Raw genomic sequence first — 21,624 nt, 5'->3', positions numbered from 1 at the left:
TTCTCTTCCTTTGACTGTGCGGTTCTGTGGTGAGGGGTCGTGCGGGTGACAGCGACTACTTGACGCTGCCGGCCCCCAGACCTCCGCGCCAGAAGCGCTGGAGGCTGAGGAAGGCGATGATCAGCGGGATGATCGACAGGAATGCCCCGATGATGACGAAGGTGCGGATCTCGGGAATCTGGTTGACCTGCGAGTTCCAGGTGTAGAGGCCGAGGGTCACGGGGAACAGCGTCTGGTCGCGCAGCATGATGAGCGGCAGGAAGAAGTTGTTCCAGATGGCCACGAACTGGAAGAGGAAGATCGTGACCAGCGCCGGCGTCATCAGTCGGCGTGAGACCGAGAAGAAGGTGCGCACCTCGCCAGCGCCGTCGAGACGCGCGGCCTCGAGGAGTTCGTCCGGCACGCTCGCCGCGGCGAAGATGCGAGCCAGGTAGACGCCGAACGGGCTCACGATGCTCGGCAGGAACACCGACCAGAACGTGTTGGTCGCGTTGAACTGGCTGAAGATGAGGAACAGCGGCAGCGCGAGCGCGGTGGCCGGAACCAGGACACCACCGAGAACGGTGTTGAAGATCAGTTCACGACCCGGAAAGCGGTACTTCGCCAGGGCATAGCCGCACATCGCCGCGAAGAGCGTTCCGAGCAGCGCGCCGAAGCTCGCGTAGATGATGCTGTTCAGCATCCACTTCAGGTACACGCCGTCGTTGTAGGCGAAGAGGTCGCCGATGTTGGTGAACAGATTGAAGTCGGCGAACCACAGGCCGGCCGTGCTCGAGAACTGCTCGCGCGACTTGGTCGAGCCGATGAAGAGCCACCAGATGGGCACCAGGAAGTAGAGCGTCGAGATGCCCATCACGATCATCGCCGCGGTGCGGGAGGCGAGCTTCTCTTTGGGAGCTCCGGCAGATATCTGGGTCACTGGTCGCCCTTACGCTGGGTGAATTTGAGAAAGACGAACGACATGATGAAGGTGGCGAGCGCCAGCACGACCGACATGGCTGCGGCAAGGCTCACGTTCGGAACGGCCGAGGTCGTGTAGACGGCGATGTTGGGCGTGAACGTGCTCGACACCGACGAGGTGAAGCTGCGGAACACCTGCGGCTCGGCGAGCAGCTGCAGCGTTCCGATGATCGAGAAGATCGCGGTGAGCACGATCGCCGGCATCACGAGCGGGATCTTGATCGACAGCGCGATCTGCAGCTGGTTGGCGCCGTCGAGTCTGGCCGCCTCGAAGATCTCGCTCGGCAGAGCGAGCAGCGCCGAGTAGATGATGAGCATGTTGTAGCCGACGTAGACCCAGGTGACCACGTTCGCGATCGACCAGAGCACCGTCTCGGGCGCCAGCAGGTCGAATCCAGAGGTGAAAGCGGCGAACGGAGAGAGGTTCGGCGAATACAGGTAGCCCCACATGATGGCGGCGATGACGCCGGGCACGGCGTAGGGCACGAAGAAGGCCAGTCGGAAGAACTTCTTGCCCTTCACGAGCGGCGAGTCGAGCAGCAGAGCGAGAACGAGCGCGAAGCCGAGCATCACCGGCACCTGCACCACGCCGAACAGCGCGACCCGGCCGACGGATGCCCAGAACGCCTCGTTCTGGAACACCAGGATGTACTGGGTCAGCCCGCCGAAGACCTCGACCGGCTTGCCGAAGGTGCCGTCGCGCTCGACGACGAGCAGGGACTGCCCAATCGCCCAGCCGATCGGCAAGAGGTAGAAGGCAGCGAACAGCACAGCAAAGGGAGCGAGGAAGATCGCAATCGCCCTCTTGTGTTTGACGGGTGTGCGGCGGGCTTTCAGCCGCGGCACCGAGGTGGTCGTCACTTCTTAGTTCCTGCTCTCTCTCACGACGCGCACCGCGCCGGCCGGCACGTCGAGCGTGCCGTTCTGCGCGGTCTCGTTCGTAGCTGATGCGGGCGTGCCGATCTCGGCGCCCGTGACAATCTCGGTGCCACGCGTTCGATACTCGAACGCGGCATCCGTGTGGTTGATGATGAACACCCAGCTGTCGGATGCTCCGACCCGGCGCACGATCTCCACGCCGACAGGGTGCGCCACGGGTACCGCAACGCCCGCCTCGGTGGCGGCACGCATGAGCGTCTCCGCGAGCGATGCCTCGTCGAGGGCCGTGGCGAGATACCACGCCACTCCACCGCCGACCGAGTTGCGCGTGACGGCAGGGACTCCGGGGACAGGGCCGTTGTCGAAGACGGAGATCGCCTCTGCGCCCTCGAGCCGCAGGCGCTCCGACCACAGACGAGCGCTCTGCCCGTCGCTCAGCTCGAGAACCGTGGATGCGTGCAGGGGAACGAATTCCTCGCTCCTCACGCCGAGGAGCTCGCGGAAGGCTCCGGGATAACCGCCTGGGCGTACCCGGTCGTGCTCGTCCACGATTCCGCTGAAGAACGTCACCACGGTGTGCCCGCCGGCCGCCACATAGTCGGCCAGAGTCTGGGCCGCGGCATCCGTGACGCTGTAGAGGCTCGGAACGACGACGAGCTTGTAGGCGGCGAGCGAAGCGCCCGGCGCCACAATGTCGACCGTGACACCGGCGCCGAGGAGAGCGTTGTACGCCGCGTGCACCTGTGCCAGGTAGCGCACCTCGACCGACGGATGCGAGTCGAGGTCGGTGGCCCACCACGCCTGCCAGTCGAAGACGATGGCCACCTCGGCGTCGACGACGCTGCCGGTGACCTCGGCAAGACGGGTGAGGATGTCTCCGAGCTCGACGACCTCGCGCCAGACGCCCGAGTCCGTTCCCGCGTGCGGCAGCATCGCCGAGTGGAACTTCTCGCTCCCCTGCAGCGACGCCCTCCACTGGAAGAAGCTGATGCCGTCTGCGCCACGAGCGACGTGACTGAGAGTGTTGCGGATCATCTCGCCCGGTGCTTTGGCGATGTTGAGCGGCTGCCAGTTGACCGCCGAGGTCGCCTGCTCCATGAGCATCCAGGGGCGGCCGCCGGCCAGGCCGCGCGTCGCATCCGCCGCGAACGACAGTTCGGATCGCGGGTCGCCCAGGCGGTGGTCGAGGTAGTGGTCGTTGGCGACGACGTCCATGTGTGGCGCCCACGCCCAGTAGTCCTGATTGCGGATGTGCGCGGTGACCATGAAGTTCGTCGTGACGGGTGCGGAGCTGTGTCTGCGGAGGATCGCCTGCTCCGCCTTGTAGTGCGCGAGCAGCTCGTCCGAGCTGAACCGCATGAAGTCGAGCGCCTGTCCCGGGTTGCCTGTCGACACAGTGAGCCTCGGCGTGCGGATGTGCTCCCATGACGCGTAGCGCTGGCTCCAGAACGAGGTGCCCCAGGCGGCATTCAGCTCGTCGATGCTGCCGTAGCGCTCCTCGAGCCAGCCACGGAAGGCGTGGGACGAGATGTCGCAGTAGCAGTGCGCGTTGTGACATCCGATCTCGTTGGAGACGTGCCAGAGGCGCACGGCGGGATGCGCGCCGTAGCGCTCGGCGATCTTCTCGACGAGTGCGAGCGCGTGCTCTCGATAGGCAGGCGAACTCGGGCAGAACGCCTGTCGTCCACCGAACTCGCGCGTCGTGCCGTCGGCCATCATCGGCAACGATTCGGGGTAGTCGGCGCTGAACCACGGCGGCGGGCTCGCCGTCGCGGTGCCGAGGTTGATGCCGATGCCGTGCTCGTGAAGGATCTCGATGATCGCGTCGAGCGCATCGAAGTCGTAGCTGCCCCGCACGGGTTCGAGCTGCGCCCAACCGAAGATGTTCAGCGCCACGAGCGTCACGCCGGCCTCGTTCATCAGGCGGGCGTCCTCGAGCCAGGTCTCTCGACTCCACTGCTCGGGGTTGTAGTCGCAACCGAAAGTGAACGCGGAGACGTCGCCATCGATCAGGGTGGCTACTGCGGTCTCGCTCACGGTACGGGCTCCATTGTCTGCTCATGCTCGATCCCGCGGCGTCGCCATCTGGGAACGCTCCCAGTTCTGCTTACTCGAAAGATCGAGGGCACTTCTGGGAACGCTCCCAGAATAAACACACCGTCATCGACGTGTCAATTCCGGAGCACCCGATCGGTCGCACCCAGCAGACTTTCAGCCCAGTACAGTGGGCATATGACCGCCCGCCGAGCCGCAGCTGCACGCGCGACCATCAACGATGTCGCGGCGGTCGCCGGCGTCTCGCGGGGCACGGTGTCCCGGGTCTTGAACGCCGAAGCGTATGTCTCGGAGGCGGCCCGCTCCGCTGTCATGGATGCGATCTCGAAGGTCGGTTACGTTCGTAACAGCGCGGCACGCAACCTGGCGACGCGGCAGTCGCACGCCGTGGGCCTCGTCGTGCACGAGCCCCACTCGCTCTTTCTCGAAGACCCGAACATCGGCAGCATTCTGCTCGGCATCAACTCCGCGCTCTCCGACGCCGACTACCAGCTCGTCTCACTCGTCATCGACTCCGAACGCGACAGCCACCGGGTGGCCGAGTACCTGAGTGGCGGCTTCGTCGACGGCGTGATCATCGTGTCGGCACGCGCCCACGATCCCATCGCCAAGGTGGTCGCCGAGCTCGGCATCGCTGCGGCCTTCGTCGGCCATCCCGTCGACGTCGAAGGCATTCCCTATGTCGGCATCGACAACTTCAGCGCCGCCAAGGCCATCACGACGCGGTTGAAAGAGACCGGACGGCGACGCATCGGCATGATCGCCGCAGGACTCGATCGCGACTCCGGGCAGGATCGCATGGCGGGCTTCCGTGCGGCGCTCGGCGACGCCTTCGACCCCGAGCTGGTGGTCACGACGCCGCTGTACGCGCACACGAGCGGCATCGACGGAATGCGTCTGCTGCTCGACCGGGCGCCCGACGTCGACGGCGTCTTCGCGGCCTCGGACGCCATGGCCGCAGGCGTGCTCGATGTTCTTCGCGAGGTCGGACGGTCTGTTCCCGGCGACGTGGGCGTCGTGGGATTCGACGACAGCGCGTGGGCGACGCGAGCGCAGCCGCCGCTGTCGACGGTTCACCAGCCGGCCGGGCAGCTCGGTCGACGGGCGGCCGAAAGCGTGCTGGCTCAGCTCAGGGGCGAGACGGTGGATACCGCGGGCACGTTCCTCGAGACGGCCATCGTCTGGCGCGACTCGGCCTGAGGCCGCCGCCGTCGTGGGCGGTGGCCCCGCTCACGCTCTGTCGAGGAACTCCCCCAGGGTCTCTGGCTGATGACCCGTCAGCAACAGAACATCGTCGGTGATGCGCGCCTGCTCCCCGGCAGCCATCGCCGTGTAGGTCGATACCCAGGCGTCGACCTGCCACGACGGCGCGCCGTAACTGGCACGAGACTCGTAAGCCTCGGGCAGCGTCTCGTCGTGGAATGACACCGTGCGCCCCGTCTTCTGCGTGATGATGCGGGCGACGTCGTCGAGACTCAGCGCCTCGCGACCCGTCAAGTCGTAGGCGGCGCCGCGGTGCGCTCCCGGGTCGCGCAAGACCGCGAGCGCGGCGTCGGCGAGGTCGGCCCTGCTGACAGCCGAGACACGACCGCTGCCGGCCGGCCCGCGAATCACTCCGTCTTCTCCCGCCAACAGTGCAAAGAAGTCCATGTAGAAGTTGTTGCGCAGAAAAGTGAAGTCCATTCCGGACTCTCGGATGTGCTGCTCCGTCGCGAAGTGGTCGCGCGCCAGAGTGAAGACCGCCTCCGGGTGCGCGCCGAAGAACGACGTGTAGACGATGTGGGTGATGCCGGCGGCCGCAGCGGCATCGATGAACGAGCGATGCTCGTCGACACGGTCGACGCTCTCGGAGCCCGACACCATGAACAGGGTTTGAGTACCCTCGAGCGCGGCCCGGCTCGCGGCGCCGTCGCGGTAAGACGCCTGACGCACCCGCGCACCGGCGAGCTGAGGTGCTCGGCTCGAGTCGCGCACCACCAGAGTCTGCTCGCGTCCGAGGTCGGCCAGAGCCCTGGCGACCCGTCCTCCGAGATGACCTGTCGATCCGGTGACCGCGAGCGCGGGGGCGCTGTTCGAGTGTGACTCTGCAAGATTCATGTCTTCACGCTACCGTTTCTGCTTCTTCCAGCCGGCCTCACCCTCTACGGCCAATCCGTCGAGGGCCAGCAGACCCAGCACACCCTCCGTCGCCCCCATCGACATGCCTGTGCGCCGTGCCACATCGGTCGTCATGCGGGCCGATCGAGCGCTCAGCGCGTCGAGTACACGCACCTGATCTGGCGGCCGCCGATCCGATGCCGCGTCGAGGCCGAGGTCGAGCTCGGGCTGCGACGCATCGCCCGCCATGCCCGTTGCGAGCTCGAGCACCTCGTCGACACTCGTCACACAAGTTGCATCGAACTCCCGGATCAGACGATGGCAGCCCGCTGACGACGGTGACGTGACGGGGCCAGGAACAGCGCCGAGAGGTCGGCCCACGGATGCCGCATGGGCTGCCGTGTTGAGCGAGCCCGAGCGGCGCCCGGCTTCGACGACGACGGTGGCGACACTCGACGCCGCAATCAATCTGTTGCGCTGCAGAAAGCGCCACTTCGTCGGCGGCGAGCCGCAGGGCAGCTCCGAGACGACGGCGCCGACTGTGGCGATGCGGCCCAGCAGGGCATCGTGACCGCTGGGGTAGAAGCGATCGACGCCTCCGGCAAGGAAGGCTACCGTGAGCCCGCCACTCGCGAGCACGGACCGATGAACCATGCCGTCTATTCCATACGCCGCGCCCGACACCACGGCCACTCCCCTGTCGCTCAGCCCCGCGCCGAGTTCCATCGCCATGTGCTCCCCGTAACCGGTTGCTGCCCGCGCGCCGACCAGGGCGACGGACGACGGAAGCGACGCCAGCGCCGCATCGACACCCCGTACCCACAGCGCGATCGGGCCGTGCGCGCCGAGGTCGTCGACCGCCGAAGGCCAGACGCCGTCTGTCGGAAGAATGAGTCGGGCCGAGACCCTCGCCGCCTGCCGAAGTGCCGTGATGACGGAACTCGAGACAAGACGCGGCCGCCACCGCTCGAAAGCGAGCGCGAGGTCGTGCGGTGCGACAGCCTCGACCCCTGATCTGCTGATCTCCGCTGCGACCCGATCGATGGTCCACGAATCGACGAGCGATGTCAGGGCCGTCACCGCGCCCACCGACGCGACAAGTGCTCCCGCAATCGAATCGCCCGGCTCGGCAATGCCTGTCCACGAGGCCCTGGCGAAGATCTCCGCTGCGGTTGCCTCGTCGACCTCTGCCCCGGTGACAGCCGACACCGCAGCGGCGAGACCCATCACCTGCCTCGAGTCCAGCCCGAAGACGGTCACGACTGCAACGACTTTCGCAGATACAGCGCGCGCCCGACGTGTTCCGCCGTCGGCGATTCCACGGCGTCGAGGTCGGCGACCGTCCACGCCAAGCGCAGCACCCGGTCGTAGCCGCGCATGGTGAGGCCACCTCGTTCGAGCGCCCTGTCGAGCGAGGCTGTCGTGGCCCGGTGAAGCCGACGTGGGCCGGTGCGTAGCCACGAGCCGGGAACCTGCGAGTTCACCCTCCACGGCGTCTTGGCGAGTCGGGATGCTGAACGGGCCCGCGCCTCGATGACGGTCGCCCGTGCAGTGGCCGTGTCGAGTCGCTCGGCGCCGTCGGCCATGCGGAGCTCAGCCGCCGTGATGCGCTGCACCCGCAGCTGGATGTCGATGCGGTCCATCAAGGGGCCCGAGATCCGGCCGAGGTATCGGCGGCGAGCATGAGGGGTGCAGGTGCACTCGGAATCGCGCGCACCGTACTGGCCGCACGGACACGGATTCGCCGCGAGTACGAGCTGGAACGTCGCAGGAAACGAGGCGACGGCGTTCGCACGGTGGATGCTGATGACGCCCGTCTCGATCGGCTGCCTCAGAGCATCGAGCACCGACGAATTGAATTCGGGGGCCTCGTCGATGAAGAGGACTCCGTGCGAGGCGCGGGCGGCTGCCCCCGGTCTGATCTGCCGCGAGCCCCCGCCCACCAGCGCCGCCGCCGTCGCCGTGTGGTGCGGGCTCTCGAGCGGAGGCCGCGTGATGAGCTGCGAGCCGACGACCTCGCCGCTGAGCGAGCGAAGCGAACTGACCTCGAGGGATTCGAGCGCGCCGAGATCGGGAAGCAACCCGGGTAGCCGAGCGGCGAGCATGGTCTTGCCGGCACCGGGTGGGCCCAGCATGAAGAGGTGGTGACCGCCCGCGGCCGCGACGACGAGCGCCTGCGTCGCGTCGCGATTGCCGACCACGTCGGCCAGCTCGAGCACGGGCGTCTCGGTGGCGCTCTCTCTCGCGAGCAGGATCGGCTCGACGGGCTGAGGCTGGAGGCTGCTGCCGTGAAAGATCGCTGCGTCACGGACAGAGGCGACAGGAATGACCGTGATGCCGGGCACGAGCGCGGCCTCGTCGGCGTTACCCGTGGGCACCATGAACCGGGTGAACCCCAGCCGAGCTGCGGCGGCCACAGCGGGCAGGATGCCGCTGGTCGGCCTGAGCCGCCCGTCGAGGCCCAGCTCTCCGAGATGCACGACCCTGCCGATCGACTCGGCGCTGATGCTGCGCGCTGCTGCGAGCAACGCCATGGCGATGGCGAGGTCGAAGACCGGCCCGAACTTCGGCAGAGCGGCCGGTGACAGATTCACCGTGATGCGCCTCGCCGGCAAGGGGCATCCGGCATTGCTGGTCGCATGCCGCACCCGCTCACGAGCATTCGAGAGCGCCGTGTCGGGCAGACCGATGATCGTGAACGAGGGAAGCCCCGGAGTGATGTCGGCCTCGACCTCGACCATCTGACCGGTGAGGCCCAGCAGCGCCACGGCGGTCGTCGTGCCGATCATCGAAAGACCCCGCGGAGATGCTCGACGAAGGGCACGCCGCCCTCGCGGATGAGTACGGACACCGCATCGATTCGGATGACGCCGGGACGCGGGCCTCGCTGCGCGTCACACCAGGCGATAGCAAGCCGTCGCAGCCGTGCCAGCTTCGCATCGGTGATCGCCTCGAACGGATGCCCGAAGGCGGTCGACGATCTGGTCTTGACCTCGACGAACACGGTGTCGCGGCCGTCGACGCCGACCAGGTCTATCTCACCCTGCTCGCATCGCCAATTGCGTTCGAGAACGGTGAAGCCCTGGTCTGCGAGGTAGCTCGCGGCCACGTCTTCGCCCTGGCGACCCAGGGCATCTTTTGCTTTCATTCGCGCCTCCGCCATCGAGGATGGCAGCGCGTGAATTCCGCCAGACGTCACTCCGAGAGAACGGGCGAAACCCACTCTCCACAGGGCAAGCCGAGGAGAAGACGCCTACTCGTCGAGCGCGAGTTCTTTCGGAAGCTCGAAGTCCTTCGTCGACAGCTCTTCGACGTTGACGTCTTTGAATGTCAGCACGCGCACACTCTTGACGAAGCGGTCGGAGCGGTAGACATCCCACACCCACACGTCGTTCATCACGAGCTCGAAGTAGAAGTCGTGCTCGGTGTCGCGGCGAACCAGTTCGACGTCGTTCGCCAGATAGAACCGGCGCTCGGTCTCGATCACGTACTTGAACTGCGAGACCACGTCGCGGTATTCGCGGTAGAGGGCCAGTTCGACTTCGCGGTCGTAGTCCTCGATCTCATCATCTTCCATGGTGCGCCCAGTCTACGGCGTCGAAACGAGGGCGGGTTCCTTGAGCCAGCTGCGGCGATGGAAGTCGCTGGCGCCGTGAGTGGCGATGGCCTCCATGTGCACGCTGCTGCCGTAGCCCTTGTTGCTGTCCCAGCCGTAATGAGGCGTGTCGGCGTGGCGGTCGATCATGAGGCGGTCGCGGTGCACCTTGGCCACAACGGATGCCGCGGCGACCGACGCGCAGTCACGGTCGGCTTTGACGCGGGTCACGACGTTCAGGGGTGTGGAGAGGGCGGGGGCCAGCCAATCGTGGGAGCCGTCGAGCAGGATGACGGAACCGGCGACATCCACCCCTCGGCCATAGAGCAGGCCGAGCCCGCGTTTGGCGGCGAGACCGAGACACGCGATGATGCCGAGCTCGTCGACCTCCTGCGGGCTCGCGAGCCCCACGGCGCTGTCGAGAGCCCAGTCGGCAGCGAGAGGAGCGATGCGCTCGCGCGCCGCCTCGGAGAGCATCTTCGAGTCGCGCAGTCCTGCCGGAATCGGCGCACGCCTGCTGGCACGGATCACGCAGAGGCCCACGGCGACGGGGCCGGCGAGTGCTCCCCGGCCGACCTCGTCGATTCCGATGACGAGGCTCGCACCCTTGCGTTCCAGTCCGCGCTCAACGGTGAGGGTCGGGTCGGAGACAGCTATTTCGATCCCTCGCTCTCGACACCCGCGAACACATCGGAGTAGTTGTCGAGGAACGTCCAGCGGTCGGTCGGCCATGTGATCCACAGAGCGCGCCCCACGACATTGTCGATCGGCACGAAGCCCTTGCCAGGCTGGTCCTGGTTGAACCGCGAGTCCTTGGAGTTGTAGCGGTTGTCGCCCATGACCCACAGGGAGCCCTCGGGTACGGTCACGTCGAACGCCACGGCGGAGGCGGCCGTCTGCCCCTCGGGCAGCTTGATGTATGGCTCATCGAGGGGAACGCCATTGACCGACATCTGACCGAGTGCGTTGCAGCAGGTCACGTGATCGCCCGGCAGGCCGATGACCCGCTTGATGAGGTGGTCGTTCGCGTCGCTCGCCGCGAGGCCCACCGTCTCGAGCACCCAGTCGAGGGCTGCTGCGACGGGCGCCTTCTCGGGCTCGACAGTGGCGGGAAGCCAGCCGCCCGGATCGGCGAACACGACGACATCGCCGCGCTCGATCGGCATCAGGCCGGGCTCGAGCTGATTGACCAGAATGCGGTCATTGACCTGAAGCGTGTTCTCCATCGACCCCGAGGGGATGTAGAACGACCGCACGAGGAACGTCTTGATCAGCACCGACGCCAGAACGGCGACGAGGAAGATGATGAGGATGTCGCGAAGGAACAGCAGTGTGCTGCGCTGCCTGCGCGAATTCTTGTGCCGGCGTGACGTACGCGATGGCATGGTCGTTTCTGTCATTTAACCGCCTGAGCTCCCTGCCATTTTATGGGCAAGGAGCTCAGGGATGTGAATCGAAGGACCGACGCGTTTCGGCTGTCAGTTGATTCGAAGGCGAAAGTTACGCGTCGCGCTTCTCTTTGATCTTGGCCTTCTTGCCGCGAAGGGCACGCAGGTAGTAGAGCTTCGCGCGGCGAACGTCACCGCGGGTGACGACCTCGATGTGGTCGATGACCGGGGAGTGAACCGGGAAGGTACGCTCGACGCCGACCTGGAAGCTGACCTTGCGCACGCAGAACGTCTCGCGAACGCCCTCGCCCGAGCGGCCGATGACGACGCCCTGGAAGACCTGGATACGCGAACGCGTACCCTCAACGATGTTGACGTGCACCTTGACGTTGTCGCCGGCGCGGAACTCGGGAATGTCGCTACGCAGCGATGCCGCGTCGACGAAATCGAGAATGTGGCTCATGATGATGATTCGCTCTCTGCAACCGCCACAGGTCGACTACGGGGTAAAAGAAGTGTGAGTTTCGGTGCCATCGTTTATCGCAGACTCCCCTGTGGCAGAGTCGGGCCGAGGCACAATCGTTTATTCTGCCACACGCGGCGCCCGCGCCACAATCAGTGGGTGTCGCGGCTCGTCTCGATCACGATGTACTCGCCGTCGTTCCGGATGCCCGCGGGCACCTGATTGGGGCGGAATCCGGCACCCGGAGCGGTCGGCGGAACCTCGAACGAGGCGAACGCATCCTGAACTCTCTTGCGGGCCTCGACGAAGAACTGCCACACCGCGGCCCAGAACCCGCCGATCACAGCCACGATGAGCACAACGGATGCGATCGTCGAGGCGGCCGTATTGAGGCCCAGAGTGATCGCCGCAGCCGAAATGACGGTGAGAACGGCCACGTCGATCCACGAGACGAGTTTGGATGCGCGGACACCCGGCCGCGCATAGACGATTCCGGCGATGGCGGCCAGCGCCACGAACAGCACGATGGCGGCGAGGAGAACACCGAGGGTTTCCCAGGCGCCTCCGCCGAAGACAGCGCTGCCGACTAGCAACCACGCCGGCAGAACGACTGCTGCGGGGAACAGAACCGAGTAGAAAGCCCGACGAATCATCACCTCTTCAGGCTAGGCGCGGCAGCTCGGGAATTGGCTGGGATCATGTGCGCCTCGGGCGAACACGAGAGCGGGCAGAATAGAGACATGATCGAGTTGCGCACGCCCACAGAAATCGACGAGATGCGGGCTGCGGGGCGCTTCGTCGCCGACGTGCTCACCGAGCTGAAGTCCAGGGCCGCCGTCGGCATGAACCTGTTGAAGCTCGATGCGATCGCGCACGAGATGATCCGGTCGCGTGGAGCCGAGTCGTGCTACATCGACTACCACCCGTCGTTCGGCGCCAGCCCCTTCGGCAAGGTGCTCTGCACATCAGTCAATGACGCCGTGCTGCACGGCCTCCCCCATGACTACGTGCTCCGCGACGGCGACCTGCTGAGTCTCGACTTTGCGGCATCCGTCGACGGCTGGGTGGCCGACTCGGCGGTGTCGATCGTGGTGGGAACGCCTCGCGCCGAAGATCTGCGGGTCATCGAGACGACAGAACGAGCGCTGGAAGCCGGCATCGCGGCTGCCCGGCCGGGAGGACGGCTCGGCGACATCTCCGCGGCGATCGGACAGATCGCTGCGGAAGCCGGATATCTCGTGAACACCGACTTCGGCGGTCACGGAGTGGGCCGCACGATGCACGGCGACCCACACGTTCCGAACAGCGGTCGACCCAATCGTGGTCTTCCCCTGCGCGCCGGCCTGGTCATCGCGATCGAGCCGTGGTTCCTCGAGTCGACCGACAAGATCGTCACCGACAAAGACGGCTGGACCCTCCGCAGCGCCGACGGATCACGGGGCGCGCACTCCGAGCACACTGTCGCCATCACGGAAGACGGCCCGCTCATTCTGACCGCTCGCTCCTAGCCGCCCACGTCTGCTTAGTCGACGAGTTCGAAAGCCGCGAGCCCTCCGACGTACGACTTCGGAAGCGGACGAGCGAATTCGTCGCGTCTGGAGGTGGAGTAGCCGAGCGTGACGAGCGACTCCACGAGCTTGGTGGCCGCGCTCACCCCGTCGATGACGGGAACGCCGACCTCGCCCGAGATATAGCTGCACAGATCGGCCATCCCCGCGCATCCGAGCACGATCGAATCGGCCTTGTCTCGCTCGACGGTCTGCCTGCACAGATCGATGATCACCTGCGCGGCACCGGTCGCGGGGTCGTCGAGAGCGAGCACGGGGATGTCGCAGGCGTAGACGCCCACGCAGCGATCAGCGAAGCCGTAGTGGCGAACCAGATCCTGGGCTCGCCCCACCGTTCGCGACAGCGACGTGACGACGCTGAAGCTCCGACCCACCAGCGTGGCGGCGTGCATCGCCGCTTCAGCGATCCCGACGACCGGGCCGCCCGCGAGCTCGCGAGCGGCATCCAGCCCCGGGTCGCCGAAGCAGGCGATGACATACCCGTCAGACCCCGCGCGCTCACCCTCGGCGATCTCGTGAAGCAGACCAGGAACCGAGAGCGCCTCGTCGTAGTGACTCTCGATCGACGCCGGGCCCATCGACGGGTTCACGGCGCTGATGCGCGTTCCGGGCCCGGCCACCCCCCGGGCACACGATCCGATCATGTCGGTCATGGCCCGGGTGGTGTTCGGGTTGATCACGGTGATGTGCACGAGTGCGTGTCCGTTCGATGGTGCGGTGAAGGGAGTTACTGGATGACCGAGGCTGTCTCATGCTCCTCGGCCGCCTGCATGCTGCGGGCCGCCTGGGGGCTGATCTTCTCGGCCAGCCAGTAGACGACGAGTCCGATTCCGCAGCCGATGAACCAGGCATACGAGGCCGCGCCCTGCAGAACGGGGATGAACACCGTGCTGGCCGCGAGAACCGCTCCGACTGACGTCGCGATGACCGCGTTCGGGTTGAAGCCCCTCTTGTACCAGTAGCGCCCTTTCTCGCTCATCGTGTAGAGGTCGTCGACGTAGACCGTCTGCTTGCGCACGATGTAGAAGTCGCAGATCAATACGCCGAACAGCGGGCCGATGAACGCACCCAGTGTGTCGAGCGTGTAGTGGATGATCTCCGGGCTCGAGTACAGGTTCCACGGCGTGATCAGAACGCTTCCGACGGCGGCGATCATGCCGCCCATGCGCCAGGAGATCTTCTGAGGAGCGACGTTCGAGAAGTCGAAGGCCGGTGAGACGAAGTTCGCCACGATGTTGATTCCTACCGTCGCGATCGCGAAGGTCAGAGCGCCGAGGATGATGGCGTAGACGTTGTCGATGCGGGCGACGGTCTCGATCGGGTCGGTGATCAACGTGCCGAACACCGGAACCGTTGCAGACGCGCAGATCACGACGAGCAGCGAGAACACGAGGAAGTTCAGCGGCAGGCCGAGGAGGTTTCCACGCTTGACCGCCTTGAACGACTTGCCGTAGCGCGAGAAGTCGCCGAAGTTCAACATGGGGCCGGAGAAGTACGACACCACCAGCGCGATGGCGCCGAGCATGACGGGAACGGCGTCCCAGCCCTGGAACTTCACGGAACCGAGGTTCAGGTCGATGTTCTCCCAGCCCGCCTGCGACACGAGGTAGATGGCGAGGATGATCATCACGACGTAGACCGCCGGGCCGCAGAAGTCGATGAACTTGCGGATCGACTCCATTCCTCGCCAGAACACGAAGGCCTGAGCGACCCAGAGAATGAGGAACGCGACCCAGCCCAGCAGCGACAGGCCTGCGAAACCGACGGTGTCGGCATCCGCAATGCTTGCCAGGTCGGGCCAGAGCTTGAGGGCGACGACGACGAGTGCGGCCGAGGCCAGATAGGTCTGGATGCCGTACCAGGCCACCGCGATCAGGCCGCGGATGATCGCGGGGATGTTGGCGCCGAGGACGCCGAACACGGTGCGCGAGATCACCGGATAGGGCACGCCCGACTGCTGACTCGGCTTGGCGACGAGGTTGCAGAGGAAGTAGACGATGGTGATCCCCACGAGCAGAGAGACGAGCACCTGCCAGCTCGCGAGCCCGAGCGCGAAGAGGCTGCCCGCGGTGACGTAGCCTCCGACGCTGTGCACGTCGGACATCCAGAAGGCGAAGAAGTTGTAGGCGCTCCAGGTCTGCTTCTTGAGCGGCGCGAGATCCTCATTGCTGAGGCGTGGATCGTGGAACGCTTCGACGACGCCGCTGCCCGTGGGCAGCCCGGCAGCCTCGAGCACGTCGCCGGGCTTCTCCCCGTGGGGGTTGATGACCTCGGTCATGGAATTCTCCGGTTTCTGATCAGTGGTGCGACAGTGTGGTTGGAGGGTGGTGGTCGGTGGATTGTTCGATTCGATCCACGTTCCCTAACCGGCAGCTCCCCAGGGCTCCGTCAGTGCTCATAAAGCTATTGCTTAACACGTCTTGCACGATTTCGTGCCTGTTACAGGCATGTGACAATTGACGAGTGGAGAACGTGCTCGAGTCCGGAGACGCTGCGGCGCTCAGCGCGAACGAGTCCCTCGGGCGCAGGCTCCGCGAACTCCGGATGCAATCGGGACTCTCGCTTCGAGCACTCGCCCGCTCGCTCGACATCTCGGCCAGCGCCGTGTCGCAGATCGAGACCGGCGTGATGGTCCCCTCGGTGAACCGACTGATCGCGATCGTGACCGCCCTCGGCGTGCCCCTGTCGGCCGCCTTCGAGGCCCCGGGCGCAGAATCGGCGGCGGCATCCACCACCGCGACGCTCGGCGACCGGCTCGCCGGCCTTGCCGACGAGCCCGTCGAGGGTGACGGCTACGTCATCTCACGCGCCGGCCGCGTGCCCGACATGAACCTCGAGTCGGGCGTGGTCTACCGCAGACTCTCCCCCGGCCCCGTGCCCGGCCTCGAGATCTTCGAATCGACCTACCCCGCGGGCTCGACCGGTAGCGCCCACGGCGACCTGATCCGGCATGACGGCTTCGAGATCGGCAGCATCAGCTCGGGCACGCTCACCATCACCTTCGAGGGCGAAGACGTGACCCTGTCTGCCGGAGACTCGATCACGTTTCCCGCGACGAGGCCCCACCGGCTCAGCAATCGGTCAGGCGAGTCCTGCGTCGCCGTCTGGCTGATCGTTCACTCGTAGAAGATCTGGCCTGACCCGCGCGGTGCGTTCGAGCTGCTGCTCGCGACGCCACTCGGCGATGAGGCGGTGGTTGCCGCTGAGCAGCACGGGCGGCACCGCACGGCCACGCCACTCCGCCGGCTTCGTGTAACTCGGGTACTCGAGAAGGCCGTCTTCGTGGGACTCCTCGACCAGACTCTCGGGGTTTCCGACCACGCCCGGAATGAGCCGGCCGATCGCCTCGATCATCGCCATGACCGCGACCTCACCGCCGTTCAGCACGTAGTCGCCCAGGCTCACCAGCCGAACCTCGGCCCTCTCGGCCGTGTCGTCGAACACGCGCTGATCGATGCCCTCGTACCGCCCGCATCCGAACACCAGGTGCTCGCGCGTCGAGAGCTCGCGCGCCATCTTCTGGGTGAACACCTCGCCCGCCGGCGAGGGAAAGATCACCAGCGGGGCCTCGGATGCGGCGGGTTCGGCGTCGAGGATCGCGTCGAGCGCCTCGCCCCACGGCTCGGGCTTCATGACCATTCCCGCTCCGCCGCCGAACGGGGTGTCGTCGACCTTGCGGTGCCTGTCGTGAGTGTGGTCGCGCAGATCGTGCACACCGAGCTGGATGAGGCCGGACTGCCGCGCCTTGCCGAGAAGGGAGATGTCGAGCGCGTCGAAGAAGCTCGGAAAGATCGAGACGATGTCGATACGCATCCTGAAAGCCTAGCTGCGGCGGGCGCCCGGGTCGCGCAGTGCGCGTCAGCCGCGTATCGGACGGAGATTTCGATGGATCGTCGGCGTATGACGGACGATCCCTCGAAATCTCCGCCCGAGAATTAGTCGTCGGATGGAATGAGTCCGGCAACTCGATGCCGGGCAGCCCAACGGTGCTCATTGCGCCGCACAACGGCGCGAATCGCCCGTTCGACGGAGGGCCACTCATTCATGACCTGGCCATAGGTGACGCGAAGGACGACATATCCCCGTTCGATCAACTCGAGGTCACGACGGCGGTCCTCAGCGTAGGCCTGAGCGCTCGTGTGCCAGGTCTTGCTATCCAGCTCGACCACGAATCGATCCCCGATGAGGAGGTCGACGCGTCCAACCGTTCCGATGCGCACTTGTGTGCGGTGCGGAATGCCCAATGCTCGTAGACGCAGTCGCGCCTTGGTCTCGAGCCCGGATTGCGCGGTCGCATCGATGAGCTCAAGATAGCGACGGTATTTCTTGGGAAGCGATTCGATGATCCGCCGAACCTGGTAGATGCCGACGAGGCGATTGTTGAGCGCCGAGTCGAGGGCGACGATCACCTCTTCTCGAGGCTGGCAGATGATGAGGTGCCTCAGCGCCGCGGGAACGCTGTCGACTGCCAGGTCCAACTCTCCAGCCTGCAGAACGGCGGCGCCGCGATGCAGCCGAACGCCATAGCTCGCCGGTTTCGACAGGCGGACAGCTCTATCGTGCGGCGCCGAGAGATGGCTTGCATGTGCGTCAACGGACACATGCAGAAGCCGGTCATCGACGCACCAGACACCTTTGCGCCTCAGCGCTGACACGCATGTTAGATGCCCGCCCACTCGAACCGCCGCGACCAGTTCCGGGTCGGCGTCTGAGGCCGCATACCAACCGCGTCGGGGGTTCGTGAGAAAGCCAGACTTCACTGCGTTCGCCAAATCGGAAGCCGCGAAGCCGTGAGCGGATAAAGCGCTGCGCGAGGCGACACCGCCATAGCCACCGATGACATCGAGAAGTGCTTGCATCAACACATGCTCGCCGCTTCCGAAGTCCGGAAACGGCGGCCGAAGCTATCTGTGGAAAACACGAACGGGCGGAGATTTCCACCCTCCAAACGCCTCTGGGCGCCGGTGGTGCGTAATCTCCGCCCGTTCGGATGAAGCGGCTACTCGGCCGGGGTGTCCTCAGGCGAGGGCTCCTCTGTGGGAGCCTCCTCGTCGTCGTCCGACTCCGGCAGCTCCTCGAGAAGGCCCGGAGGCGGCGTGATGGTCATCGTTCCCGCCGCGATGTCGACCGCCGGAATGATCGCCTTGACGAACGGGACCAGCACCTCGCCGGATGCCTGTTCGATGACCAGCAGATCTTGAGCGGGCATGTGGTTGACCTGGCGCACGACGCCGATCTTCTCGCCGTCGCGGATCACGTCGAGTCCGACGAGCTGGTGGTCGAACCAGGCGTCTTCTTCGGCGGACTGCTCGTCGGAGTCCTGGTCGATCCAGAGGATCGCCTTGACCAGGCCTTCGGCGGCGGTGCGGTCGGGCACGCCCTTGAAGAATCCGACGGCGTGGCTGTTGAACCACTTGAGCTCGATGAGTTCGAGCGTCTTGCCGTGCCACGGAGATGATGTGGGCACTTGGAGGGTGAACACCGCGCCCGGCACGAAGCGTCGTGCGGGGTCATCGGTGAAGAGTTCCAGCTTGATCGCCCCCTTGAGCCCGTGGGCTTTCAGGAGGCGACCAACCCGGAGTTGCTGCTTCTCGTTCTTAGAAATCGGTATCCACCACGTCTACACGAACGCGCTTGCCATCAGCGAGCGCGGCGACGAGTGTGCGGAGAGCCTTGGCCGTGCGACCCGCACGACCGATCACGCGGCCGAGGTCGTCGGGGTGCACGCGCACCTCGAGAACCTCTCCGCGCGGTGAGCTCTTCGCAACGACATGCACGTCGGCAGGTTTGTCGACGATGCCCTTGACCAGGTGCTCGAGAGCAGGAGCGAGCAAGGCTAGGCCTTCTCTGCTTCAGCCTCGGGAGCCTCGTCGGCAGCCGGTGCCTCTTCGGCGGGAGCTGCGGGAGCCTCGACCTTGACCTCAGCCTTGGGTTTCAGAACCGGCTTCTTCTTCTCGTCGGCGACGAACGGCTCCTTGGGCTCCTTGACGCGCACGGTCGAAACCGCGTCTTTGTCGCCCTTGAACTTGCCCCAGTCACCGGTGAGCTTCAGCAGCGCGGCGACCTGCTCGGTCGGCTGAGCGCCGACGCCGAGCCAGTACAGCGCACGCTCGGACTCGATCTTGATGACCGAAGGCTCTTCGGTGGGGTGGTACTGGCCGATCTCCTCGATGACACGACCGTCGCGCTTGGTGCGCGAGTCGGCGACGACGATGCGGTAGTACGGTGCACGGATCTTGCCCATGCGCTTCAAACGGATCTTTACAGCCACAATTCTTCCTAGGTTTTTCTCTCGGCCCTGATGGGCCTAAATGTGGGTGAACTGGCAGCCGTGAGCGTGGGGTGCACACTCGGCGTAAAAAGTTCTCGAGGGTTCTGCCACAACCTGATTAGAGGGTCGGGCGGGCAGACTCGACAGATCATTCTGTCAGATATTCGCCTCGTGCGCGTAATTCCTGAGCGCTATCCGTCGAGTCTGTCAGGATGAGGCGACCCGCTGCTATCGATCGGAGCCGCACATGCAGATCTCGTTCGCTCCCTCCGAACGCTCCACGCTCGGTATCGAGTGGGAGATCGCGCTCGTCGAACAGAGCTCAGGCGACCTGGTCAACGTCGCCGGCGATGTGCTGCAGTCTCTGCGTGGACCAGACGGCCAGGATCATCCGCGCATCACCGAAGAGCTGCTGCTGAACACCGTCGAGCTCGTCACCGCCGTGCACACACGGGTATCGGATGCGGTCGACGACCTCCAGGGACAGCTCGCCGAGGTGCGCGCCATCACCGATCCGCTCGACGTCGAGCTCATGTGCGCGGGAACCCATCCGTTCGCCCAGTGGTTCGACCAGCAGATCACCGACAAGGAGCGGTACCACAAGCTCATCGACCGCACCCAGTGGTGGGGCCGCAACATGATGATCTGGGGCATCCACGTGCACGTCGGCGTCGAGAGCCGCGACAAGGTTCTTCCTCTCCTCAACGGCCTGCTCAACTACTACCCGCACCTGCAGGCTCTCTCTGCATCGAGCCCGTTCTGGGCCGGCGAGAAGACGGGCTACGCCTCGAACCGTGCGCTCATGTTCCAGCAACTTCCGACCGCGGGCCTCCCCTACCAATTCGACGAGTGGAGTCAGTACGAGTCGTACGTCGACGACATGAAGGTCACGGGCATCGTCGACGACCACACCGAGGTTCGCTGGGACATCCGGCCGTCGCCCCAGTGGGGCACGCTCGAGATGCGCGCCTGCGACGGCCTCTCGAGCCCCGAGGAGATCGGCGCGGTCGCGGCCCTCATCCAATGCCTCGTCGAGCACATGTCAGACCGGCTCGACGCGGGCGAGACCCTGCCGACGCTGCAGCCCTGGTACGTGCGCGAGAACAAATGGCGCGCTGCGCGCTACGGTCTCGACGCCGAGATCATCGTGGATGCGCAGGGCTCAGAGAAATTGGTCACCGACGACGTGCGAGAACTGCTGGTCACACTCGCGCCGGTCGCCGAGCGGCTCGACTGCGTCGATGAACTGGCCAAGGTGAACCTGATCCTCGAGCACGGCGCCAGCTACCAGCGTCAGTTGCGTGTCGCGGAAGAGAACGGTGGAAGCCTCAAGGCCGTGGTCGCGTCGCTCACTCGCGAACTGCGCCACGGCCTCGGCACGGTCGCGCCCTGAGCTTGTCGAAGGGACGCCCTTCGACAAGCTCAGGGAACGGCAAGCTCAGGGAACGGCAAGCTCAGGGAACGGGCTAGGCGTTCTTCTCGTCGCGCCAGGCGAGCAGATCCTTGACCGGACCGAGATCGATCGACGGCCCGGTGATTCCGAGGGTGAACAGCGTGACACCCGCCTCGGCCTTCTCATCGAGCACCGCGGCATCGGCCGAGCCGAAGGCGCCCGCGAGCTTGACGTCGTTCGAGATCTCGATCTCCGAGACGTCGCGGCCGACGTCCGATGCGTGTCCGCGCAGAACCTCGAGCTTGTGCCGGAGAGTAGGTACGTCGGAGAAGCTGTGCCAGATCGTGGCGTGCTTCGCGACGAGCTTCAGAGTCTTCTTCTCGCCGCCTCCGCCGATCAGCACCGGGATCTTGCGGGTGGGAGCCGGGTTGAGAACGCCCCAGCGCGCCTCGATCCGCGGGAGCGCCTCGCCCAGTGCATCCAGTCTCTGCCCGACCGTGCCGAACTCGTAGCCGTACTCGTCGTAGTCGCGCTCGAACCAGCCCGAGCCGATACCGAAGACGAGCCGCCCCTCGGCTCCCGGAGTCTTGGCGCTGATGTGATCGACGGTGCGCGCCATGTCGGCGAGCAGGTCGGGGTTTCTGTAGCTGTTGCAGGTGACGAGCGGACCGAACTCGATCGTCGACGTCTGCTCGGCCCAGGCGGCGAGCATGCTCCAGCCCTCGAAATGAAGGCCCTCAGGGTCACCCGACAGCGGGTAGAAGTGATCCCAGTTGAAGGCGATATCGACGCCCAGTTCCTCGAGCTGGCGAAGAGTGTCGCGGATCGTCGTGTAGTCGGAGTGCTGGGGCGCGATCTGGATGCCGATGCGCACGGGGCGCGAGGTGTTTGTGGTCATGATGCGAGCCTACTTATCACGCCTGTTCGAGAACTCACCTTGCGGCATCCGGCGTCG

General features: G+C 65.6%; 24 protein-coding genes. 4 read left to right on the top strand and 20 right to left on the bottom strand.

Annotated elements, in window-relative coordinates; all coding sequences use genetic code 11:
• Positions 1-55: 55 nt before the first annotated feature.
• From CCK87_RS03830 to CCK87_RS03820, 3 genes are read right to left on the bottom strand one after another with little or no spacing between them, the layout of a single operon-like run.
• Entirely contained in the window at positions 56-862 is an 807-nt protein-coding gene (locus CCK87_RS03830) for a carbohydrate ABC transporter permease (protein ID WP_085483625.1), read from the bottom strand.
• Between the two features lie 53 nt (positions 863-915).
• Entirely contained in the window at positions 916-1,821 is a 906-nt protein-coding gene (locus CCK87_RS03825) for a sugar ABC transporter permease (RefSeq protein WP_085481914.1), read from the bottom strand.
• Positions 1,822-1,824: 3 nt separating this feature from the next.
• A complete protein-coding gene (locus tag CCK87_RS03820) occupies positions 1,825-3,876 on the bottom strand; it encodes a beta-galactosidase (protein WP_249273690.1) in 2,052 nt (683 codons plus the stop codon).
• 195 nt (positions 3,877-4,071) lie between these two features.
• Here CCK87_RS03820 and CCK87_RS03815 point away from each other — a divergent pair, with 195 nt between their 5' ends.
• The gene (locus CCK87_RS03815) at positions 4,072-5,094 is read left to right on the top strand and encodes a LacI family DNA-binding transcriptional regulator (RefSeq protein ID WP_086460123.1); all 1,023 of its coding nucleotides are present in this window, start codon (positions 4,072-4,074) and stop codon (positions 5,092-5,094) included.
• A 30-nt stretch (positions 5,095-5,124) separates the two neighbouring features.
• On the opposite strand, the gene CCK87_RS03810 is transcribed toward CCK87_RS03815, so the two are convergent.
• The 9 genes from CCK87_RS03810 to CCK87_RS03770 all read right to left on the bottom strand — a co-directional run bounded on the left by CCK87_RS03810 (position 5,125) and on the right by CCK87_RS03770 (position 12,090).
• Positions 5,125-5,991, bottom strand: coding sequence for an SDR family oxidoreductase (locus CCK87_RS03810; RefSeq protein ID WP_086460122.1), 867 nt, complete (start codon positions 5,989-5,991; stop codon positions 5,125-5,127).
• A gap of 9 nt (positions 5,992-6,000) precedes the next feature.
• Positions 6,001-7,251 carry a DNA-processing protein DprA gene (dprA, locus tag CCK87_RS03805; protein WP_249273689.1) on the bottom strand — a complete coding sequence of 417 codons (1,251 nt, stop codon included), beginning with the start codon at positions 7,249-7,251 and terminating at the stop codon, positions 6,001-6,003.
• The gene (locus tag CCK87_RS03800) at positions 7,248-8,780 is read right to left on the bottom strand and encodes a YifB family Mg chelatase-like AAA ATPase (RefSeq protein WP_086460121.1); all 1,533 of its coding nucleotides are present in this window, start codon (positions 8,778-8,780) and stop codon (positions 7,248-7,250) included. Before CCK87_RS03800 ends, dprA begins: the two co-directional genes overlap by 4 nt.
• Positions 8,777-9,139 carry a YraN family protein gene (locus tag CCK87_RS03795; RefSeq protein ID WP_086460120.1) on the bottom strand — a complete coding sequence of 121 codons (363 nt, stop codon included), beginning with the start codon at positions 9,137-9,139 and terminating at the stop codon, positions 8,777-8,779. Before CCK87_RS03795 ends, CCK87_RS03800 begins: the two co-directional genes overlap by 4 nt.
• Before the next feature lie 105 nt (positions 9,140-9,244).
• Entirely contained in the window at positions 9,245-9,568 is a 324-nt protein-coding gene (locus tag CCK87_RS03790; RefSeq protein ID WP_044442048.1) for a DUF2469 family protein, read from the bottom strand.
• A 12-nt stretch (positions 9,569-9,580) separates the two neighbouring features.
• Positions 9,581-10,204, bottom strand: a complete 624-nt coding sequence (locus CCK87_RS03785) for a ribonuclease HII (protein ID WP_349289985.1) — start codon at positions 10,202-10,204, stop codon at positions 9,581-9,583.
• A gap of 35 nt (positions 10,205-10,239) precedes the next feature.
• Positions 10,240-10,986: a signal peptidase I gene (gene lepB, locus CCK87_RS03780; RefSeq protein ID WP_086460119.1), complete on the bottom strand. Its 747-nt coding sequence runs from the start codon at positions 10,984-10,986 to the stop codon at positions 10,240-10,242.
• A 100-nt stretch (positions 10,987-11,086) separates the two neighbouring features.
• Positions 11,087-11,437, bottom strand: a complete 351-nt coding sequence (gene rplS / locus CCK87_RS03775) for a 50S ribosomal protein L19 (protein WP_044442052.1) — start codon at positions 11,435-11,437, stop codon at positions 11,087-11,089.
• A 152-nt stretch (positions 11,438-11,589) separates the two neighbouring features.
• On the bottom strand, positions 11,590-12,090 hold the full coding sequence (locus CCK87_RS03770) for a hypothetical protein (protein WP_086460118.1): 501 nt from the start codon (positions 12,088-12,090) through the stop codon (positions 11,590-11,592).
• Positions 12,091-12,177: 87 nt separating this feature from the next.
• Between CCK87_RS03770 and map the strand changes: the two genes are divergently transcribed.
• Entirely contained in the window at positions 12,178-12,945 is a 768-nt protein-coding gene (gene map / locus CCK87_RS03765) for a type I methionyl aminopeptidase (protein WP_086460117.1), read from the top strand.
• A gap of 14 nt (positions 12,946-12,959) precedes the next feature.
• On the opposite strand, the gene CCK87_RS03760 is transcribed toward map, so the two are convergent.
• Positions 12,960-13,697: an aspartate/glutamate racemase family protein gene (locus CCK87_RS03760; RefSeq protein WP_086460116.1), complete on the bottom strand. Its 738-nt coding sequence runs from the start codon at positions 13,695-13,697 to the stop codon at positions 12,960-12,962.
• Between the two features lie 35 nt (positions 13,698-13,732).
• Positions 13,733-15,283, bottom strand: coding sequence for an NCS1 family nucleobase:cation symporter-1 (locus CCK87_RS03755; protein ID WP_086460115.1), 1,551 nt, complete (start codon positions 15,281-15,283; stop codon positions 13,733-13,735).
• A 185-nt stretch (positions 15,284-15,468) separates the two neighbouring features.
• On the opposite strand from CCK87_RS03755, the gene CCK87_RS03750 reads away from it, so the two are divergent.
• Positions 15,469-16,131 carry a helix-turn-helix domain-containing protein gene (locus tag CCK87_RS03750; RefSeq protein WP_249273688.1) on the top strand — a complete coding sequence of 221 codons (663 nt, stop codon included), beginning with the start codon at positions 15,469-15,471 and terminating at the stop codon, positions 16,129-16,131.
• On the opposite strand, the gene trmD is transcribed toward CCK87_RS03750, so the two are convergent.
• The 5 genes from trmD to rpsP form a co-directional block, all read right to left on the bottom strand.
• Positions 16,087-16,818 (bottom strand): tRNA (guanosine(37)-N1)-methyltransferase TrmD, encoded by a 732-nt coding sequence (gene trmD, locus CCK87_RS03745; protein WP_086460114.1) that lies wholly within the window; start codon positions 16,816-16,818, stop codon positions 16,087-16,089. The genes CCK87_RS03750 and trmD overlap by 45 nt on opposite strands.
• A gap of 122 nt (positions 16,819-16,940) precedes the next feature.
• Positions 16,941-17,483, bottom strand: coding sequence for a DUF559 domain-containing protein (locus tag CCK87_RS18200; protein ID WP_170927127.1), 543 nt, complete (start codon positions 17,481-17,483; stop codon positions 16,941-16,943).
• 521 nt (positions 17,484-18,004) lie between these two features.
• A complete protein-coding gene (rimM, locus tag CCK87_RS03735; protein ID WP_086460112.1) occupies positions 18,005-18,616 on the bottom strand; it encodes a ribosome maturation factor RimM in 612 nt (203 codons plus the stop codon).
• Positions 18,603-18,839: an RNA-binding protein gene (locus CCK87_RS03730; RefSeq protein WP_044442063.1), complete on the bottom strand. Its 237-nt coding sequence runs from the start codon at positions 18,837-18,839 to the stop codon at positions 18,603-18,605. The genes rimM and CCK87_RS03730 overlap by 14 nt, the downstream gene beginning before the upstream one ends.
• Positions 18,840-18,841: 2 nt before the next feature.
• A complete protein-coding gene (gene rpsP / locus CCK87_RS03725) occupies positions 18,842-19,276 on the bottom strand; it encodes a 30S ribosomal protein S16 (RefSeq protein WP_044442064.1) in 435 nt (144 codons plus the stop codon).
• Positions 19,277-19,523: 247 nt separating this feature from the next.
• On the opposite strand from rpsP, the gene CCK87_RS03720 reads away from it, so the two are divergent.
• Positions 19,524-20,669, top strand: coding sequence for a glutamate--cysteine ligase (locus CCK87_RS03720; RefSeq protein WP_086460111.1), 1,146 nt, complete (start codon positions 19,524-19,526; stop codon positions 20,667-20,669).
• A 73-nt stretch (positions 20,670-20,742) separates the two neighbouring features.
• Here CCK87_RS03720 and CCK87_RS03715 read toward each other — a convergent pair whose 3' ends face one another.
• Positions 20,743-21,567: an LLM class F420-dependent oxidoreductase gene (locus CCK87_RS03715; RefSeq protein WP_086460110.1), complete on the bottom strand. Its 825-nt coding sequence runs from the start codon at positions 21,565-21,567 to the stop codon at positions 20,743-20,745.
• Positions 21,568-21,624: the final 57 nt, after the last annotated feature.

The sequence above is a fragment of the Agreia sp. VKM Ac-1783 genome, from assembly GCF_900177765.1.
In the GTDB taxonomy this organism is placed as follows: domain Bacteria; phylum Actinomycetota; class Actinomycetes; order Actinomycetales; family Microbacteriaceae; genus Agreia.
Note: the sequence above shows the minus strand (reverse complement) of the source record. Positions and strands in the feature narration are given on the sequence as shown.

Bases quoted from the DNA above. Each gene is read 5' to 3' on its own strand.
- CCK87_RS03830 (WP_085483625.1), bottom strand. From the start codon at position 862: ATGATCGTGATGGGCATCTCGACGCTCTACTTCCTGGTGCCCATCTGG.
- CCK87_RS03815 (WP_086460123.1), top strand. From the start codon at position 4,072: ATGACCGCCCGCCGAGCCGCAGCTGCACGCGCGACCATCAACGATGTC.
- CCK87_RS03810 (WP_086460122.1), bottom strand. From the start codon at position 5,991: ATGAATCTTGCAGAGTCACACTCGAACAGCGCCCCCGCGCTCGCGGTC.
- CCK87_RS03800 (WP_086460121.1), bottom strand. From the start codon at position 8,780: ATGATCGGCACGACGACCGCCGTGGCGCTGCTGGGCCTCACCGGTCAG.
- CCK87_RS03795 (WP_086460120.1), bottom strand. From the start codon at position 9,139: ATGAAAGCAAAAGATGCCCTGGGTCGCCAGGGCGAAGACGTGGCCGCG.
- CCK87_RS03790 (WP_044442048.1), bottom strand. From the start codon at position 9,568: ATGGAAGATGATGAGATCGAGGACTACGACCGCGAAGTCGAACTGGCC.
- lepB (WP_086460119.1), bottom strand. From the start codon at position 10,986: ATGACAGAAACGACCATGCCATCGCGTACGTCACGCCGGCACAAGAAT.
- rplS (WP_044442052.1), bottom strand. From the start codon at position 11,437: ATGAGCCACATTCTCGATTTCGTCGACGCGGCATCGCTGCGTAGCGAC.
- CCK87_RS03770 (WP_086460118.1), bottom strand. From the start codon at position 12,090: ATGATTCGTCGGGCTTTCTACTCGGTTCTGTTCCCCGCAGCAGTCGTT.
- map (WP_086460117.1), top strand. From the start codon at position 12,178: ATGATCGAGTTGCGCACGCCCACAGAAATCGACGAGATGCGGGCTGCG.
- CCK87_RS03755 (WP_086460115.1), bottom strand. From the start codon at position 15,283: ATGACCGAGGTCATCAACCCCCACGGGGAGAAGCCCGGCGACGTGCTC.
- trmD (WP_086460114.1), bottom strand. From the start codon at position 16,818: ATGCGTATCGACATCGTCTCGATCTTTCCGAGCTTCTTCGACGCGCTC.
- CCK87_RS03720 (WP_086460111.1), top strand. From the start codon at position 19,524: ATGCAGATCTCGTTCGCTCCCTCCGAACGCTCCACGCTCGGTATCGAG.
- CCK87_RS03715 (WP_086460110.1), bottom strand. From the start codon at position 21,567: ATGACCACAAACACCTCGCGCCCCGTGCGCATCGGCATCCAGATCGCG.